This window comes from Flavobacterium sp., assembly GCF_040402835.1.
Classification (GTDB): domain Bacteria; phylum Bacteroidota; class Bacteroidia; order Flavobacteriales; family Flavobacteriaceae; genus Flavobacterium.
Genome location: NZ_JBBALW010000018.1, coordinates 37,511 through 57,243, shown reverse-complemented (window position 1 = coordinate 57,243; position 19,733 = coordinate 37,511). Strand labels below are relative to the sequence as shown.

The 19,733-nt window shown below is 33.8% G+C and carries 15 protein-coding genes; all 15 read right to left on the bottom strand.

The features are described from left to right. Positions 1-27: 27 nt before the first annotated feature. Positions 28-168: a hypothetical protein gene (locus tag AC9UEH_RS07820; protein ID WP_509530477.1), complete on the bottom strand. Its 141-nt coding sequence runs from the start codon at positions 166-168 to the stop codon at positions 28-30. Between the two features lie 3 nt (positions 169-171). After that, complete coding sequence (locus tag AC9UEH_RS07815) at positions 172-603, bottom strand: type II toxin-antitoxin system death-on-curing family toxin (protein ID WP_509530475.1); 432 nt, start codon at positions 601-603, stop codon at positions 172-174. Next, the gene (locus tag AC9UEH_RS07810) at positions 604-1,722 is read right to left on the bottom strand and encodes a tudor domain-containing protein (RefSeq protein WP_509530472.1); all 1,119 of its coding nucleotides are present in this window, start codon (positions 1,720-1,722) and stop codon (positions 604-606) included. A gap of 9 nt (positions 1,723-1,731) precedes the next feature. Continuing rightward, positions 1,732-4,431 carry a class I SAM-dependent DNA methyltransferase gene (locus AC9UEH_RS07805; protein WP_509530469.1) on the bottom strand — a complete coding sequence of 900 codons (2,700 nt, stop codon included), beginning with the start codon at positions 4,429-4,431 and terminating at the stop codon, positions 1,732-1,734. A 516-nt stretch (positions 4,432-4,947) separates the two neighbouring features. Beyond that, positions 4,948-7,107 (bottom strand): VapE domain-containing protein, encoded by a 2,160-nt coding sequence (locus AC9UEH_RS07800; protein WP_509530467.1) that lies wholly within the window; start codon positions 7,105-7,107, stop codon positions 4,948-4,950. Between the two features lie 262 nt (positions 7,108-7,369). Next, positions 7,370-7,651, bottom strand: a complete 282-nt coding sequence (locus AC9UEH_RS07795) for a helix-turn-helix domain-containing protein (protein ID WP_011964270.1) — start codon at positions 7,649-7,651, stop codon at positions 7,370-7,372. A gap of 144 nt (positions 7,652-7,795) precedes the next feature. Continuing rightward, positions 7,796-8,683, bottom strand: coding sequence for a hypothetical protein (locus tag AC9UEH_RS07790; protein ID WP_509530462.1), 888 nt, complete (start codon positions 8,681-8,683; stop codon positions 7,796-7,798). Positions 8,684-8,953: 270 nt separating this feature from the next. Then, on the bottom strand, positions 8,954-10,171 hold the full coding sequence (locus AC9UEH_RS07785; RefSeq protein WP_509530459.1) for a tyrosine-type recombinase/integrase: 1,218 nt from the start codon (positions 10,169-10,171) through the stop codon (positions 8,954-8,956). A gap of 588 nt (positions 10,172-10,759) precedes the next feature. After that, complete coding sequence (gene uvrB, locus AC9UEH_RS07780; protein ID WP_509530457.1) at positions 10,760-12,748, bottom strand: excinuclease ABC subunit UvrB; 1,989 nt, start codon at positions 12,746-12,748, stop codon at positions 10,760-10,762. A 3-nt stretch (positions 12,749-12,751) separates the two neighbouring features. Continuing rightward, positions 12,752-13,048, bottom strand: a complete 297-nt coding sequence (locus tag AC9UEH_RS07775; protein WP_509530455.1) for a type II toxin-antitoxin system RelE/ParE family toxin — start codon at positions 13,046-13,048, stop codon at positions 12,752-12,754. Next, positions 13,030-13,293: a hypothetical protein gene (locus AC9UEH_RS07770; RefSeq protein WP_509530452.1), complete on the bottom strand. Its 264-nt coding sequence runs from the start codon at positions 13,291-13,293 to the stop codon at positions 13,030-13,032. Before AC9UEH_RS07770 ends, AC9UEH_RS07775 begins: the two co-directional genes overlap by 19 nt. A 48-nt stretch (positions 13,294-13,341) precedes the next feature. Then, positions 13,342-14,295 carry a 23S rRNA (adenine(1618)-N(6))-methyltransferase RlmF gene (gene rlmF / locus AC9UEH_RS07765; RefSeq protein WP_509530450.1) on the bottom strand — a complete coding sequence of 318 codons (954 nt, stop codon included), beginning with the start codon at positions 14,293-14,295 and terminating at the stop codon, positions 13,342-13,344. 49 nt (positions 14,296-14,344) lie between these two features. Next, positions 14,345-15,007 (bottom strand): thiamine diphosphokinase, encoded by a 663-nt coding sequence (locus AC9UEH_RS07760; RefSeq protein WP_509530448.1) that lies wholly within the window; start codon positions 15,005-15,007, stop codon positions 14,345-14,347. Between the two features lie 436 nt (positions 15,008-15,443). Beyond that, entirely contained in the window at positions 15,444-15,980 is a 537-nt protein-coding gene (locus AC9UEH_RS07755; RefSeq protein ID WP_509530446.1) for a DcrB/PsbP domain-containing protein, read from the bottom strand. A 767-nt stretch (positions 15,981-16,747) separates the two neighbouring features. Continuing rightward, the gene (gene carB / locus AC9UEH_RS07750) at positions 16,748-19,600 is read right to left on the bottom strand and encodes a carbamoyl-phosphate synthase large subunit (protein ID WP_509530443.1); all 2,853 of its coding nucleotides are present in this window, start codon (positions 19,598-19,600) and stop codon (positions 16,748-16,750) included. Between the last annotated feature and the right edge of the window lie 133 nt (positions 19,601-19,733).

Genomic DNA, 19,733 nt, shown 5'->3' with positions numbered 1-19,733 from the left:
AATAAACATTAATGCTCTTGATTTTCCTTATGCTGGCGGTGCTTTTATGAGCAGATGTTGTGCTGAACGAGCTTCAAAAGCACGTTCCTGCATTTCTCGCATACCAAACGCATTAGTGCTTTTGCTTTTTCCTGTATGGTTGTATGAAACGTGAACTATATCTGGCATATTTTATTTTGTTAATGCGTTATAAATTTTTAATTTTAATGTTTCCGAATAATCTGCCTCATAAATGATAGATTGTATAATTTCAAACAGCAAATCTTTATCTACTTTGTTATCAGCTACATAAACTGCTATGTTTTCCATTCGTTCCATAAATATTGACACTCTATAATCTAAACCGTTAATCTCTAGAAAATATGCCGATAAAACGATTGAAGCTCTCTTATTACCATCTTGAAAACTATGATTTTTGTTTATTGAATGAAACAAATGTGTTACTTTATGTTCTAAATCCGGGTAATACATATCATTTTGAACGTGGTCTAATGTACTATCCAACAAACCTATATTTAAAACACCAAGAGAACCACCTGATTTTATTATAATTTCATCGTGTACTTCAATGGCGTGTGCTGTATCAAAATATATAAATGCCATTTATCTGTCTTTAAGTCTTTTGAAAATTTCGATGTTTTCATCTATTCTTTCCTGTAATGTTTTGCTTTGTTCACCTAAAAACTTTTGATAATCGCTTGGCGATATACTTTGAATGTATTGTTCTAATCTTTGGTGTACTACATCCCTAAATCCATAATCTCTGGTTGCCATTTTTATTCGAGCATCTTCTAATTGTGGTATCCAAAAGCGTTGTTCACTAAATTTTTTAATTAATTGATTTAATTCTATTGGTGTTAATTGACGACCTAACTCTTGGTATTTATTTTTCATTTCGTCGGCAATACCAATTTCAAACGATGCAATTAATTTTAGAATTTCAGAATACATCGTTTCTCTTGGATTTTCTGTATCTTCTAATTTTAATACTTGTTTGTATTCGGCAGCATTTTCGTTAAAAATTGCTTGATAAACAGCATCTGTATAAATGCTATATTTTGCTTTGCCCATATCTAAATATCGGCTTAAAGCACTTACGTATTCCTTACGATATTGTGGTTCTCGAAGCATCGCAACCAAATAATCTTCATCACGCTGATTGATAAATTTAGTTGAACCACCTAGTTTTTGGCTTAAACTATCTATTACAATATCTAGTATTGAACTTCGTATTGATTTCGCTTTTTCGCTTTCTGTGAGCAACATTCCAATATTTAAAAATGCTCTAAAATTGAAGATTGCAAGTTTATTTAACTTATTAAGTTTCTGTTTATCAGTTAATTGTTTTCTGATAGGGACATTGATGTCCCTATCAGAATCATCATCGTTTTTTGACATAGGGACATTGGTGTCCCTATGTGAATCTTCTTCGATATCAGCATAAATTAAATGAGCGAAAAGCGTTTTAAATTCTTTGAGTTTTAATCCTTTTAAAACACAATACCCATTATGAGAAAGTTCTTTCTCGGCAGTTTCTATGTATCTTTTTATGGTTTTTGGACTAACCTCGTAAAAATCTGCAATCTGTGCTGTTGTAAACCTAATTTCATCTTCATATACCATACCTGATATTCCTAAAAATTCTTGAAAATCTTTCAAAAACTCGGGATTGTTTAATATGTTCTGACGGTCAACTGCCGATTTGGTTAAATTATTTGTCATAATTCAATATTACTTAATTTTTATTTTTTTGATTTTCTCCGGAGAAAATAAATCCTTTTTTATAGTCATTTTTTCATATTCGTTGAAAAGAAATTCTAATCTTTCGACATCACTTTCAAAAGGTTTTAGCCTGTAACAACGCTCAATAGCTAAATCCAGTTCGTGATGTGCTTCCTTTAAACCTTTTGGCATCTTATCCGGATCGTATAACTGTGCCAATGTTTTTTCGGGATGGTTTTCTCTTTCTTCTAAAATTGCAAAAACGTGCAGATTTATAATTTCTTTCTGCTTTGTTGTAATATCTGGAAAGGGAAAGGTGTTATAAAATAAAGTATTAGAATATTGAATTCTAGTTTCTAGCCTCCCTGCTACAGTCTGAACCCAAACATTGTGTATTTTTGAGGTAATTAATGCAAATATCCAAGGTTCAGCATCAAAAATTGCTCTCGCGCCGTTTGAGATAATATATTCAGAACTTAAAAAACCAATTGGAATATAAATTCTTTTCTCTGAAGTGGTTTGAGGTATTACTATGGTAGAGTTCTGACTAAAAAAGAAATCTCTAAATTGATGAGATTTTTTAGCTAAATCTTGAGCGCTTTTATCCCTACTATTTAAACGAAATTTTTTCGTTTTATTAATTCTATCACTAATTTCAGGAATAAGTAAAGCTTTATCTAAAATCTTGTCTTCAATCCATAAACAAAAACGACAATAATTATTTAATAGTTCTGTTGCTCCAATAAATTTTCGAATAAACTTAATAGATTCGGGATTTTCGATTAACAGTTTATTTTTTTCTTCTTCATCTAATAATAAATTTCCACCATCTACAGGTTTATTACCCGAAATCATTTTTGGTAAATTTGAAATTGAATCGGTTTCTTTTGAAATAAAAATATTACTTCCTGGTTGCAAATATCCATTAATGTTTGTCGTACTTTTTTTAAGATTATCAAAATAAATAATTTTCTCTTTACTTAAAACATTACGTATACCAACTACAACTACTGTAACACCTGCATTTCCTTTTGCATTATTTGTCCACTTAAATGATGTATGAGCAAATCCTATTTCTAAATCTTTTGAAAAAATATATGGCCAGAGTAATGAAACTTGTTCGCCTTGACAAATAGAATTCGTAGAAACAAAAGCGTACTGTGAATTTATTCCTTTTATATAATTTGTAGCTTTAATAAACCAAGCACCTATGTAATCTAAATTTTTATAATTTTTAAAGCCTTTAAAAACAATAGACATATCTTCTTTCTGCTCTTTGTTTTGCATACTCGAACCTAAATATGGTGGATTCCCTAAAATATAAATTTCATCATTTTTACTTTTTGGACAAGCTTTTTCCCAATTTATTCTTGTAGCATTGCCTTGTGTAATGTGTCCCGCTTCTTTGAGAGGTAGTATTGGTTTTGCTTTACCAAAATCGTGCAGCTCGTCAATAAACACTTTATTCATTTGATGTTCTGCTAACCAAAGGGATAAAATTGCCATTTCGTGTGCGAAATCGTCTAACTCTATTCCGTAAAATTGAGATAGTTTTATTTGTGTAAAAACAATAGAAACCTGCGATTCTAGTTCGTGTATTTGTTGTAGAATTCTAATTTCTAACCGTCTTAATTCTTTGTAAGAAATAATCAAGAAATTACCGCTGCCACAAGCAGGATCAAATATTTTTAATTTGGATAATCGGTGTAACAGTTTTTTTAACTTTGCCGGACTTTCTTTGCTCTTATCGAACTCTTCGTTTAATTCATTTAAGAACAGCGGCTCTATTACTTTCATAATATTAGGCACGGAAGTATAGTGCATTCCTAAACCACTACGGTATTCAGGGTTTACAACTGCCTGAATCATCGAACCAAAAATATCTGGGTTGATTTCTCCCCAGTTTAAATTGCCACATTCTAAAATTATCTTCCTTGCTTTTGAAGAAAATTTAGGCGATTTGATAGTATCACTAAATAATCCACCATTTACATACGGAAATGCTTCTAAAAATGCTGGCGCATCTTTATCTATTTCTGTATTTAGTTTTAAAAATAAACGGTCTAAAAATGAATCAACATCACTTCCATTTACATTTGTATGTTGTCCTAATGTATCAGTAAACATTCCCTCAACAGGAAATATATTCGTGTCTTCAGCAAAAAAACAAAATAGAATTCTTGATAAAAATATGTTTAAATTATGTCCACCATCATCATAAATATCGGGGTTTTCGTGAACCAAAATATCATACAACTTCGCCATTTCATAGGAGGCGTTTCTGTCGGCTGTTGTATCATTTTTAGATTTGTAAATCTCGCTATTAGCCCAAGGCAAGAAAAAATGATAGTGTTTATCAATTTCAAGAATTGGAATATCCAGTGTTAAACCCGTTCTTGTATCTTTCGCTAAAAGTGTTTTAAAATCGGTAACAATAACAAAACGAGGATTGTGTTTTAGGGATTCCTCATTTTTGGTAATTTCATCAATTGTTGTTAACAAGGAATCTGAAAGAACTTCTTTGAATAAAACTTTCTTTTTATACAATACTTCGCCAGGAACTTTTGAGAGGTTAAAATCGCCTTTCTTTAGTCTAGTTACCGTTGTTCTTGATATACCATAAGCTACTAATAATTCATAAATAAAGGTTTCTTTATCGAATGTGTTTATTAGGTTTTTAAGATTTATTTCTACTTGTGAGCTATTCATACAACATCTTTGGTCAAATTATTTCACCTCTGTTTTTGGTGTTATTCTATTTCTTCAATAACCTCGAAATAGGTTTTTAGCAATAGGATGTAAATGTATGAAAAAGCAATGAAAATAAAAATGAGGAAAACCGTAAACGTAGAAAAATAAGGAAAAATAAAGCAAAATAATTTAGGGTGTAGGGTGTAAGGGAAAAACGTGTAAAAGATTTTTTATTTTTTAGTATTGAAATAAAACGGATTTATTTGTAATATTGGGTGCAAACTGGGTTTTGTGGTTTATTAATTTGCAGTAGTAAGTTCTTATGTTACTCGATTTATTTTTTGAAAAAAAATAAAAAATGTTTGTGTAGAAAAGTGGTTACACCACCCTACACCCTAAAAATGATGCAAATTGAAGCAAAATCCTCACCCCAGCCCTCTCCAAAGGAGAGGGAGCCAAAACAAAAAAAATCTGTGGCTAAATTTTTCTTTAGCCACAGATTTATATGATTAACACAGATTATAATTTTACTTTTTATTCTTCGCCTTCTCTGTTTTTCGCATCGACTTCCTCGTATGTGAATTCCTTAACTGCATAGACTGGTTTTCCTTGCCGCATTAATCTAGTGAAATTGTGTTTTTTTAATGCTTTCCCCAATTTATTTATTGTTCCGTCATTCAAGTTTAATTTTGTTCTATCGGCTAATTTGGTTGCTATCTGTGACGCATTTAAAAAAAGTGTTGCTTCTTCTTTTGGACAAGGTTCAAACCACGTTAAAAGTAGTTCTTCCTCTGGGCTTCGGAGTTGATATTGTTCGTTATTTTCGGTGATTGATTTTATTTCTTCCTGGTCAAACCAAAACCTAAAACCACTTTTGAAAAGAAACAACGCTTGTGAAAAAGCCATATTAATATCTACATCGTGCTGGTATTTTATGCCTTCCAACTCAAAACAAAGAAACCTTCTGCTTCCTGTACTGTCGTTTAAGAACTGAGCCGTGTTGACACTTCCGGCAAAAGATGCGCGTCTGGGCATTGTTTCATTGTTGTGTCCGTAGGCTTTTCTCATTCTGATTTGGGTTTTTGTAATGATTTCTTTGAGTGATCCAATTTCAGAACGGTTTAGATTTTCGAGCTCATCCAAATTAATTAACATACATTCTGCCAGTTGAACTAAAGTATCTTTATTGTTTGGGTTTATAGTACCGGAAAACAAGTATTCTTTCAAAGGTTTCGGAACGAGTTTTTCAACCCAGGTTGTTTTTCCTAAACCTTGTTTGCCACTAAAGACAATAACCGTGTGATTAATTACTTTTTCATCAAGAACACAGCCCACCATAGCCACTAACCATTTTTTAAAACATTGCTGCCAAAGGTCTTGTTTTGTAGTAGTTATTGTATTAGCTAATTCGGTAATATAATCAGCCCCACCCCAGCCCTCCCCAAAGGGAAGGGAGCTATCCGGTTCATAATTTGGTAAGTTGTAGAAATAATCTTCAAAAGGGTTGAACAGAACGCAAAAATCAGAATACAGCAAGTTCCGTAATGATGAAAGGTTTGTTTTAATTCTACCTTTTAAACATTCGCGAAGCATTGAATTTTCAATAAAATCGTTCATTACATTCCACTTCTTTTTAGCCCCACCCGACCTCCCCAAAGGGGAGGAGTTAGAAAGCTGCTGATATTCCAGTTTTCCTGATACAATGTTGTGCCGAAATACATACTTGTTTGATAAAAATAGCTCTAAACGGTCTATTTGGGTTGGTTTTGGTTTGTCTTCATCGTCTTCATCATAATCGATGGTTTTAGGTTTTTGTCCCTCGACTGCGCTCGGGATGACAGTTTTGTATTTTTCGTTTTTACCAAACTCGTGACTATTTCCGTAAGCACTATTTACTGCTTGAGTTACTTCTTTTTCGTCATAGCCAAAATCTGTTAGGATATATCCCAATGCTTCGTGAAGTGAAACACCTTTACGGTTTAGATTATTCGCTAATTGATAAACGAATACATTTCGACTGCCTTCCACAAATTGCACTTTTTTTTCAGTGAATTTTATGCAGTGGTTGTATAACGCTTCGCTGTTGTTGGTTGTCGGTTGTTGGTTGTCTGGAAGAGATTGCTTCACTTCGTTCGCAATGACAGCTTCTATGACTTCACTCGCAAAGACGGTTGCGTTTTCATTTAGATATAGATTTTCATCCCAGGAATAAAAGCATAACCTCGTTACATCTTTGCCTGATTTGTCTATTTCTAATTTTAAAATACTCTCATAATGTGCTTGTACTAAGAGAAACGCTTCTTTGTGATTTGCTTTATCGGAATTGATTTTTACTAGAATTTTTAATCCGTTACCTGATGGACTTATGAAACTGGCATAGGTAAACTCACTTTGTGCAGCTAGGTTCTTTGCATTTTGCAAATCGCTTGTGCTTAATTTGTCGATGTCGAGAATAATACAATTTGAATAATCCGCTAGGAATTCCAATTTTCGACCTCCAACAAATTTACCTGAAGGTGTGAATGCTGGTAGTGATTTTTTGGCTTTATTGTAAGCTTCTATTTTGTTTTCGGCAAGTGATTTACGCAAGTAAATGATGCCGGGTTTGTATTTTCCGGTGCGGATTTCATCCAAGATTACCGGAATTGATTTGTGTTCAACTACTTCGTTGAAATTCTTGAAGACTGTTATCATTGTTTTGTTATTAATGGTTTATCTTTCTTTTTTTCTTGATAAAAAAAGAAACAAAAAAATCAAGTCTTGGAATTTTCAGCGGTCAATAACAATCTCATATCCTAAAAGAAAAGAACTCGCTGCGCTCAAACAGCTTTTCTTTTTACGGATATTTCGATTGATTGACGCTCGCTTACAAATCCCTATGACGGAGAAATTCGGGTTGATTGCTTTTTTTGGTTTACAATCACAGCTTTCACAAGTTCCGTTGCAGCTGTTCATACTATCTTCCTTTAAAAGATTTGTTGTAATGCTCCGTAAGGAGTTTTTCAACATCCGAGAGTTTGTAGTAGATTTTGTTCCCAACTTGACTGAATGAAATTTTACCTTCGTCTCTCCAGGTTTGAGCTGTACGTTTTGAAATTTTCATCAATAATAGAAATTCTTGATTGTCCAGAAAGGTTTCTTTCTTAGGGTCTGCCTTGATAGAAATTTGAGATTGAATTGTGTCTAATTTGCTCATTAGATCTGTGAACTGGTCTTTTGTGAAGATAATTGCATCCATTTTTAAAAGTTTTAAATTGTTATGGTGCAAATGGAAGAAATAAAAAAAAGTCCGATTAGACTTATTTGGTCTTATCGGACTAAATAGTTTGTTAGACCTTATGGGTGTTGAGAAGTTGAAATGTTAATTTTAGAAAAAATCGGACTACAGTTTTATTTTCCAATCATTATTTGGGTTCTTATCGGTACGCGTTGGTGATAAATACGTTTGAATTGTAAGCATTGAAAGTTCATTTCCATTTTCATCTACATAATTATCACAAATGAATTTTGCAATTTCTTTTATCTTATATGCGATGTAAGGTTTGCCATTTGGTTTTACATCATTCATCATTTGTTTGTAAGCATCCGTTAAAATATTAATTGGACCATTTAAACGGATTTTTAAAGTTGGTGCTTTTGCTAATTTTGCATTGTTTAATTTTTCTTGTTGTTCTTTATCATATTCAGAACGCATTTTGCGTAGCGTTTGTAAATGCTCAATTTGATGGTTACATTGTTCGTCGTAGGCTTGTAAAGTTGTATTAATTGAAAATTTATCAGCTTGTTTATAAGCAAAAGCTTCTTGTGTTAAATAAATAAGTTTTTCTGAAAAGTCTGATAGTGTTTCAATATGATTTTTGACTTCATAATAAGAAAAATATCTATCATCCGAATTAGCGTTAATTAGTCTTTTTGGAGTTTTTGGTTTTGTTTGAACTACTCTTGCAGATTGCAGCTCGGTTCTTTTTTTATCAATTAAAATGTACAATTTATTGTATCTACTCATTGCCGTTTTGGAGCTGAAAAAAGCTTCGTTATTGGCTAATAATTTTTCGAGTTTACAAATCCATATTTCCGGGTTCTTCACCTGGTTGAATTGATAATCGATAAAGTCTGGAAATTGAGATTGTTTAAGTTGTAATATTTTTGCAATTAAGGCATTGCAATAGTTTTGAATGTTAATTTTATCTTCAACGATTATATCAAATAAAGGATTTTTGGTCAGTGCCGTAGGCACTGCCAATAATTCTACAAACTCTGCGGTTTGCATATTTTGATCCTTTGAATTCAATTGTAATATTGTTTTTTTTGTTATTCATTTGGTATTGAAAGGTAATTAAAAGCGGTTTTTAATGGGTCGCTTTTTGGAAGTACTAGTGTTTTCAACTAGCGTTCATTTATCACTCGTCTAGAATGCTCTAAAAATTACTTGATTTCTCTGATGTAAATTTATAACATAAAAGAAATTCTTGTTAATGGATTTCAATTGAAGTTATTAACAATCGTTTAATGTCAATAAAATAGGTGCTTGACACCTTTTTTAGAAAATATAATTGTCAACTGCTTTGTCCAATTCTTCACTTATGATTTTAGCATATACTTGAGTTGTACTGATGTCACGGTGATCCATAAGTTTAGAAACGTGCTCAATTCTCATTCCATTATTTAAAGCATTTGTCGCAAAACTGTGTCTTGATAAATGGAACGAAAGGTCGAAAGGTAAATTTATTTTTGTCGCCATTTTTTTAAGATGCCAGTTTGCCAATTTGTTGAAAGCTGCTGTTTGAAAATAACGTTTTGCTTCGCTGTTCAAATAGCCTTCTTTGTCCATAATAACCGGAAAGATAAAATCATCGTGATTGGCGTTTATCTTTTTGTATTTTTCTAGAATATCGATTGCCACTTTACCAATTTTGAACTGGTGTACTCTTCCAGTTTTACGGATTAGTTTTTGAATTTTATGTTCAGTTTCATTGTAATTAGAATATTGCATTTCGATAACATCACTAAAACGCAAACCGCCAGCATAGATAGAAAATAGGAATAAATCCCTCCATAGTATAGCTTTTTTACCTTCTATTAGCTTTATTTGGGTTAAATCATCAATCTGTTCCTTGTTAAGAAATAGTCTTTTAGAAGGGCTGATTTTAAGTGTGATTTTATTAAATGGAAACATTATTTCAGGAATTACTTCTTCTCTAATAGCGTCTCTGAAAATGGTTCCAAGTACTATTATCGTTAAGCGTTGCGTTGTTGCACCGTTTTTTAAGGTGTTTGCTAAGTAAAATTTATAGTCGTTTAAAAGCGCAACCGTAATTTCATCAAAATAGACATCCTTTGTTCCCATATATTTTTCAAACTTTCCAACCTGCGATGAATAGGCTCTGTATGTGGAGTAGGACAGGGAACTTTTAATTTTTTCCAATCGTTTGTAGGCATACTCAAAAAAGTTTGGCACTTCTTTACCCTTGATGGCTTCTTTTAGTTTTTTAACCGATACCGTTTTTATTTTGCGTTCCATATCTGCAACCTGACCTTCAGCATCTGCAATTTTTTGAGATAATGCAGCATTCATTCTAGCACTGTTGGAATGGTTCTTTTTTACTTTCTGCTTTGCTTCATCCCACTCGCTCTCTTTGAGCTTCACTCCAGCAGTGATAAATTTCGTTTTTCTATCTTTTATAATTCGGATATACAAAGGGCTGTGTCCTGTTTGATCAACCTGGTGTGTTCTTAAAATTAGTTTAATTGAAGCCATAATAATAGGAATTTAGAATTGTTATACTACTTTTGTAAAGTAATGCAAACGAGTGAAAGTGTTGTAAATACAAGGTTTTCAATCGGGTGCATCGTGATACGAAGGTACAACAAATGGTATAACAAAACAAGTATTTTGTTGCTTTTTTGTGCTTTATTCTGCTCTTGCTGATTTTATAAAGTCAATGAATACAACACTTTAAGTGCAAATCGGAGGGTTGGAGGAAAAGTTGTAGATAACTTGTATATATACTCAGTTTTTAAGCCAAAAAGTGAGTATATCCATCTTTTTTGGCTGTATATACGCAACTTTAGTTGCGTATTATTTTTTATAAATTAACTCAATAACAGGTTTAATACAATTTTGAAGGTACTTTTATTTGCGACCATTAATTTAGTAAATATAGTTTTAATTTTTCAATATAGTTTTTTTTGAAGCCAAAATATAAAAATCATCAAAACAATTCTCAATCAGCCCCGATTAAGGCGGTATCCTCGCAGCGAAGCGAAGAGATTGAGCCGAAAGCGGGAAATGCAATTGCAAATACAGGAGGACAATTCGCTCCAAATGAAATAAAAAATAGTGACGTTAGATTTGCTCTTGCAATTTCTTGATGACATCTCTCAATTTTGCGGCTTGCATAAAATCTAAATCTTTAGCGGCTTTTTCCATCGCTTTTCGGTTTTCACGGATGCGCTTTTCGATTTCAGGTTTCGATAAATATTCAGGGATGGGCTCGGCAGCGAAATTCATAGTGTGTCCCAATTCAAATTCTACCAATGGATTTTTGGTGAAAGCGCTGTCGATTTTCTTGTTCAATGCCTGTGGAACTTGATTGTTTTCGGTATTGAAATTAATTTGTTTGGTGCGACGGTAATTGGTTTCATCGATGGTTTTTTGCATACTTGCCGTAATTTTATCGGCATACATAATGGCTTTTCCATTCAAATTTCTTGCGGCACGACCAATGGTTTGCGTCAAAGAACGGTGGCTTCTTAGAAATCCTTCTTTATCGGCATCCAAAATGGCAACTAAGGAAACTTCGGGTAAATCTAAGCCTTCACGAAGTAAATTCACTCCAATTAGGACATCAAAAATACCTTTTCGTAAATCTTGCATGATTTCAATTCGCTCCAACGTATCTACATCGGAATGTATGTACCGACAACGAATGCTAACTTTCGTTAGATATTTTGCCAATTCCTCCGCCATTCTTTTGGTTAATGTGGTTACCAAAACGCGTTCGTCTAATTCGCATCGTAATTGAATTTCTTCAATTAAATCATCAATTTGATTCAAACTTGGGCGAACTTCTATTACAGGATCTAACAAACCTGTTGGACGAATAACTTGTTCTACATAAACACCATCGCAGCGTTGCAATTCATAATCGGCGGGAGTTGCCGATACATAAATGACCTGGTTTTGCATTGCTTCGAACTCTTCAAATTTCAAGGGGCGGTTGTCCATTGCAGCCGGAAGTCGGAAACCATAATCTACCAAATTCACTTTTCGACTTCTATCGCCGCCATACATCGCGTGAACTTGCGAAAGCGTTACGTGGCTTTCATCGACAACCATCAGGAAATCTTTAGGGAAATAATCCAACAAACAAAAAGGGCGTGTTCCTGCCAATCGTCCGTCTAAATAACGAGAATAATTCTCAATTCCTGAGCAATAACCGAGTTCGCGAATCATTTCTAAATCGAAATTGGTACGTTCTTCTAAGCGTTTTGCTTCCAAATGTTTGCCGATTTCTTTGAAATAATCGACTTGTTTTACCAAATCTTGTTGGATTTCCCAAATGGCATTTTGCAATACATCGGGCGAAGTCACAAACATATTCGCAGGGTAAATCGTGAGTTTTTCAAATTTCTCAACTACTTGCGACGTTTTAATATCGAAACTTTCAATTTCTTCTATTTCATCACCAAAAAAGTGAATTCTATAGGCATCATCAGCATAACTTGGATAAACTTCAACTGTATCGCCTTTGATTCTGAAATTTCCAGGTGTAAAATCGGCTTCGGTTCTTGAATATAAACTTTGCACTAAAGTATGAAGGAATTTGGTGCGAGAAATGACTTGGTCTTTCTCAATTGCAATTACATTTTTCTGAAATTCTACAGGATTTCCGATACCGTACAAACATGAAACCGACGCCACAACCAAAATATCTCGCCGCCCAGAAAGGAGGGAAGCGGTCGTACTCAAACGCATTTTTTCCAACTCTTCATTGATAGATAAATCCTTTTCAATGAAAACTCCCGTGACAGGCATAAAGGCTTCTGGTTGGTAATAATCGTAATAGGAAACGAAATATTCCACCGCATTATTCGGGAAAAACTGCTTGAATTCGGAATATAATTGTGCTGCTAATGTTTTGTTGTGCGCTAAAACCAATGTTGGTCTTTGCACTTCTTCAATAACATTGGCAACGGTAAAAGTCTTACCAGAACCTGTAACTCCTAATAAAGTTTGAAATTGGTCGCCATCGTTTAACCCTCGAACTAATTTTTCGATAGCTTGCGGTTGGTCGCCTTTGGGTTGGTAATCGGATACAACTTGGAATTTCATTGATTAGTATTTCAATCGTTTTGGATTTTGTCTTGTATCCCAAACGGATAGAATTATGATATGAGTTTCGTTTATTTCATAGAAAATATAGTAATTTTCAATTAATAAACCGCGAACATTTATTAAATCTGTTTTTTTGCCAATATTTGGTTGCTGAAGAAGTTTTTTTAACTCAGTTTGAATAAGTGCATTTAATTTCAGGGAATATATTTTGCTTTTATTTCTAAAATTAAAATATTCGAAAATGGTTTTTAATAGAAACTTTGCGGATGTTGACCAAACTATTCTTCTCGCAACCATCTTTCCATTTCTTCATTTAAAACATCATTTTCAACAAATTTTCCTTCTAAATATTCTTTTTTAGAATTTAGAATTTCCTTTTTTTGCTGTTCGGTAAGAATTATTATTTTGTGTAAATCTGAATCGTAACTTTCAATACTTTTAGATTTACTATCCAAAATAGTATTTATTGCTGACAAAAAGGCTTCATCATCAATTTGTGAAATTTTAGAAATCAGAATATTTTTAAGTTCAGGGGTTTTCATTATGTATTTATTTCTATCAAATTTACAAAAAAAAACAATTATAGCTTCTTAAAACTTCCAACTTTTTTGTTGTGCTTCACTCATGAAAGTCCACGCTACAATTCGGCTAGTTTTTTGTCCTTGCGCCATGTCAATCGTTTTTACTTCAACGGCACTGACTTTGTTTAAAGTCTTATACAAGCTGGAAAGATTTTCTTTTTTGGATACCAATGTAGTAAACCAAAAGCACTGCAACGGATATTTAGCACTTTCAAAAATCATTTGCGTAATGAAACCCAATTCGCCACCTTCGCACCATAATTCGGCGTTTTGACCACCAAAATTTAGAAGAGGTTTAATGATTTTTTCTTTGGTGGAAGGTTCCAAATTATTCACTTTTCGTAACGAACTTTTAGTTGCTTCGGCTGCAGATGAATGAAAAGGCGGATTACAAATTGTGAATGCAAATTTATCTTCGGGCGTTATTATATTTTTGAAAATAAAACGAGATTCTACTTGAAGTTGCAAACTAATTACGTCTATCAATTGCGGATTGTTTTCAATGATTTTCTTGCAATTTTGAATCGCATTTTCATCAATATCAGTTCCCACGAAACTCCAATTATAAACCGAATTTCCAATGATTGGATAAATACAATTTGAACCAATTCCGATGTCTAAACCTTGTATGGTTTCCCCTTCAGGAATAATTCTATTGTTGCTTGACGCCAATAAATCAGCGACATAGTGAATATAATCAGCCCTTCCAGGAATTGGGGCGCACAAATAATCTTTTGGAATATCCCAATTCTGAATTCCGTATTCCGAAATCAATAAGGAATTATTTAGTGCTTTTACAGCTTCAGGAATACTAAAATCTATCGTTTCTGTACCGTATTCATTGGTAAAAACAAACGCTTTAAGTTCTGGGCAACTTGCTATTAATTGGTTGAAATCGTAGCCAAAACGGTGTGGATTTCTTGGGTGTAAATTGGTTTTCTCGGTAATCGTTTTTGTAGTCATCTTTCAAATTTCAACACAAAGATAGGCAATAGAATTTGGAATTAGCGCTTTAATCCAAACACTCCATTAAAAGTAAATCTCCTTCATTGTGTTCAATGGTAACCAAGCCGTCAGCAGTAACAAAATTGCTGCTTCCCGTCCTATAACCAATCGTTAAAGTGTCGTTTTGCAACGGATAATATAAGTTAGTAGAATGAATTCCTGTAACATTACCAATCGGAATTAAAGAAATTGGCGTTTTTGCGGTGTACCATTTTTCGTATTTTTTCTGCAAAAGAAACACTTTGGAATGGTCGTCAAAAATCACGATTTTAAGTTTTTCACGGTACCGAACAATGTTTGTCAAGTTCGTAATCGTATGATCGGCACGCCTTCCCGTTGCCCAAACCACGTTAACCGCAGGGATTTTTCTTTCGTGCAAATAATCAAATGCTTTCTCCAAATCGGTTTTATTTTGGTCTGGCGCATGAATAATCTCAATTGGGTAGTGGCTTTCCTTGTAGAAATTGGCATCAAAACCACGATCGAAATCTCCCAATAATACGTCTACTTTTATTCCGAGTTCCACCACGCGCTCCATTGCCGAATCCAAAACGATAACCAAAGGCGACCATTCCAGCAATTGCCCCAACAATTCATTGCTACAAGCAGCGCCATTGGCAATAATCAAAGCAGGTTCTTGGTCGTCGCGAACGATGTGGTGAGAAGACATTTTCTATTTTTTTGAACCGTAAAAGTACTACAACTTTTCCAATTTTTAAGAATGTGTTTTTTTTGGGCATGCCCCTTCGTAAAAACTTCGGGTCAGGCTCTTCACTTCAATCTCTGTTCCACTTCGTTCCACAGGGGATTTCCCCTGCGATCCTTCATGCGAACCCCGATTTATGATTTATGATTTTAGAATTTAGATTTTCCAAATAACCAAATCAACGGATAACCGAATCAACCCTTGGGTAATTAGAATTTCAGATTTGATTTGTCAATCTGAATTTATTTAAGGGACTGTTTTTTTTATTAAAACCTTTCATTTTCTTGTTTTTAGGGCACGAAGTCGGGAGACTTCGCACAGCAACCTCGACTTATAAGAACGTTTAATTTTATAGAACATTTCGGATAGGGGGAAACCCTTGCTGTTGGCAGTAGCAATTTTATTTAGTTTTAAGAGAACTTACAATTTCATCTGCTGACTTTTCCCAATTAATTTGCAGTTTTTCGATGCAATTAAAAGTGAATAATAAAATTTTTCCATCAACAATTGTGAAAAAATAGTAATTAAAAACTTTTTGGTCAATTGCTTGTGTTATAAATTTAAAATATCCAACTTTTTTTCCATTAATAACTTTTACGCCACCATTCAAAACTTTTAAATCAGGTCTGTTTCTTTTTAACTGTTGGATTTGGAAATCTTTAAATGAGTCCAATTGGCTTTCTGATGCAGGTTGGTTTGTCATATCCGCAATAAGATTGACCTCTCCATTTTTATCTGATAATACAAGTGTTGGTTTCGGTCTATTTTGATATTTTAATGTCCACATTTTATCAGTCATTTTAGTTAATTCCGTTGGGGAATTAAATTCGACTTTTCCATTTAGTAAATTCATTTTTTCCATTTTAATTTGGGCAAAACTTATAAATGGAATTAATACTGCAACTGATAAAATTGATTTTAATTTGTTTTTTCTCATTTTGTTTTATATTCGATTTTTGTTATTGTTACTGCCAACTTGTATATAGGCCCTACTAAGTAGCGCATATAAACCCAATTTTGGGTAGATTGTTGCTAGGCACTTGCATATTAATTTCAAATATAGTTATAACTAAATTACAAATCGTCAAATGGACTTTTTATTTGTATTTACACAATCTAATGGTACTCCCCAAAGTTTTATGTTTCTATGAATATTATTATAATTCTTATAAATAACGGGGTCAACCACGTCCTGAACTCCGTTTACCACGTTACCCAACGGGGTCAGTTGGGTTTTGAACGTGGTTGACCACGTTGTATAACCCCACGAATGGGGTTTCAGACGTGGTCGACCACGTTATGCAACGGGGTTGGTTGTCTAATTGACGTGGTTTACCACGTCCTATAACGTGGTCAGTTAGTTATTGAACTTGGTATACCACGTCCTACAACGTGGTTGACCACGTTTTAAAGCCATATTTATTATATTTAAAAATCCAAAAAATTAAAAGCAAGAAAATGACTACTCCAGTAGCCTCGATTACTTCACTATAGTTTTATTTTAATTGGAGTTCAGTGAATTTCATTTGAGGCGGTATCCTAGCAGCGAAGCGAAGAGATATAGCCGAAAGCGGGAATTGCAATTGCTGAAAGGCAGGAACAATTCGCTCCAAATTATATATCAGAAATAAATTCAATTCTATTTAGGTAGGTTTTAAACAAAAAAAGCGTCAGTTTCTTGAGGCTTTTTTTGTTTATTCGATATTATTTACTCAAATACATTTTCCGTCTGGAGTACAATTCATAAAACTGGTCGTCTTTTAAATCGTCAATAAACAATATGCTTTCCCCAGTGGATTTCATTTCTGGTCCCAATGCTTTGTTTACACCGTGGAATTTGCTAAATGAAAAAACGGGTTGCTTGATTGCATATCCTTTTAGTTGCGGGTTGAATTTGAAATCGGTTACTTTATTGTGCCCCAACATTACTTTTGTGGCATAATTTACATACGGTTCGCCATAAGCTTTTGCAATAAAAGGAACCGTTCTTGAGGCTCTGGGATTGGCTTCAATAATATAAACGACTTCGTCTTTGATGGCAAATTGGATATTAATTAAGCCAACAGTTCGCAATGCCAATGCAATTTTCTTAGTATGATCTTTTATTTGAGTCATAACCAATTCACCTAAATTAAATGGTGGTAAAGTAGCATTACTATCGCCTGAATGCACACCACAAGGTTCGATATGTTCCATTATTCCAATGATATACACATTTTCACCGTCGCAAATGGCATCGGCTTCAGCCTCAATTGCACCGTCAAGATAATGATCTAAAAGTAATTTATTTCCAGGAATCGATTTTAATAAATCAATTACGTGTTCTTCTAATTCTTGTTTATTGATAACGATTTTCATTCCTTGACCACCCAAAACATAGGAAGGTCTGACCAAAAGTGGGAAATCTAAAACATCTGCTAAAGCACTTGCTTGGTCTGCATTTTCAGCAATTCCGAATTGAGGAAATGGGATTTTCAACTCTGTTAATAGTTCCGAAAAACGACCTCTATCTTCGGCTAAATCTAAAGCATCAAAAGAAGTTCCAATAATTTTAATGCCGTGTTTAGATAATTTTTCTGCTAATTTTAATGCAGTTTGACCACCCAATTGAACAATTACGCCTTCTGGTTTTTCGTGACGAATAATATCGTAAATATGTTCCCAAAATACGGGTTCAAAATACAGTTTATCAGCAGTATCAAAATCAGTAGAAACGGTTTCAGGATTGCAATTAATCATAATAGTTTCATAGCCACATTCTGCCGCAGCCAATACGCCGTGAACGCAAGAATAGTCAAATTCAATTCCTTGCCCAATTCTATTTGGTCCTGAACCTAAAACTATCACTTTTTTCTTTTTAGAAACAACGCTTTCGTTGTCCACATATTTTTCTCCGTTTGCTTTTTCAATCTCCGCTTCAAAAGTCGAGTAGTAATAAGGCGTTTTCGCTTTAAATTCGGCAGCACAAGTATCTACTAATTTATAAACGCGTTTTACATTTTTTTCTTCACGTAATTTATAAACCTGACTTTCCAAACAGCCCATCATGTGTGCAATTTGTCGGTCGGCAAAGCCTTTTTGTTTGGCTTCCAAAAGTAATTCTTTAGGTAAAGTATCCACTTTAAATCTAGAAACTTCGCGTTCTAAAGTATATAATTCTTCATATTGTTTTAGAAACCACATATCAATTTTAGTGATTTCGTGAATTCTACTCAATGGAATTCCCATCGCAATAGCGTCATAAATCACAAAAACCCGATCCCAACTCGCAAAAGTCAGTTTTTCGATAATTTGATCGTAGTTTTTATATCCTTTTCCGTCGGCACCAAGCCCATTTCGTTTGATTTCTAATGATTGTGTTGCTTTGTGTAAGGCTTCCTGGAAAGAACGACCAATTCCCATTACTTCACCCACAGATTTCATTTGCAATCCTAAAGTTCTATCAGCACCTTCAAATTTATCGAAGTTCCAACGGGGTATTTTTACAATTACATAATCTAAAGTTGGTTCAAATAAAGCCGAAGTTGATTTTGTAATTTGGTTTTGTAATTCATCTAAATGATACCCTAAAGCCAGTTTTGAAGCAATTTTCGCAATTGGATAACCTGTTGCTTTTGATGCTAATGCAGAAGAACGAGACACACGAGGATTGATTTCGATGGCTACAATATCTTCTTTTTCATCAGGTGAAACGGCAAATTGCACGTTACAACCACCCGCAAAATTCCCGATACTTCGCATCATCAAAATGGACATATCTCTCATTTTTTGAAACGTGGTATCCGATAAAGTCATTGCAGGTGCAACCGTAATACTATCGCCAGTATGAATTCCCATTGGATCCATATTTTCGATAGAACAGATGATTACAACATTGTCATTTTTATCGCGTAAAAGTTCTAATTCGTATTCTTTCCAGCCAATTAAAGCCTTGTCAATCAGGACTTCGTGAATTGGAGAAGCTTCTAAACCTCGAGTTAATAATTCGTCAAAATCCTCTTTAGTATGAACAAAAGCAGCGCCAGTTCCACCTAAAGTAAATGACGGACGGATTACTAATGGAAATCCGAATTCCTGGGCAATTTCTTTCCCTTTTAAGAACGAAGTTGCTGTTTTTGCAGGAGCTGTTGGGATATTAATTCTATGTAAAAGTTGTTTGAATTGCTCTCTATCTTCGGTAATATTGATTGCATTGATGTCAACACCAATTAATCGAACACCAAAATCTGCCCAAATTCCTTTTTCATCTGCTTCTAAGCATAAATTCAAAGCGGTTTGTCCGCCCATTGTTGGTAAAACAGCATCAATTTGAGGATGTGCTTTTAGAATTTCAATAATGGATTTTGTAGTTAAAGGTTTCAAATAAATATGATCCGCCATAGAAGGATCGGTCATAATTGTGGCAGGATTTGAATTTATCAAAATCACTTCGATGCCTTCTTCACGAATGGAACGCGCTGCTTGAGAACCTGCATAATCAAATTCGCAGGCTTGCCCGATAACAATTGGTCCTGAACCTATTATTAAAACCGATTTTATTGAATTGTCTTTTGGCATTGTGTAGTTAGTTTGTTGTGTTGTTGTTATATTTAAGGTTTTGTTGTAATTGAAACCTTTAACGAGTTTTTTACTTATTAGATATAAAAAAAGGCGATACTAATAACAGTAACGCCTTTATATATGTTTAAAC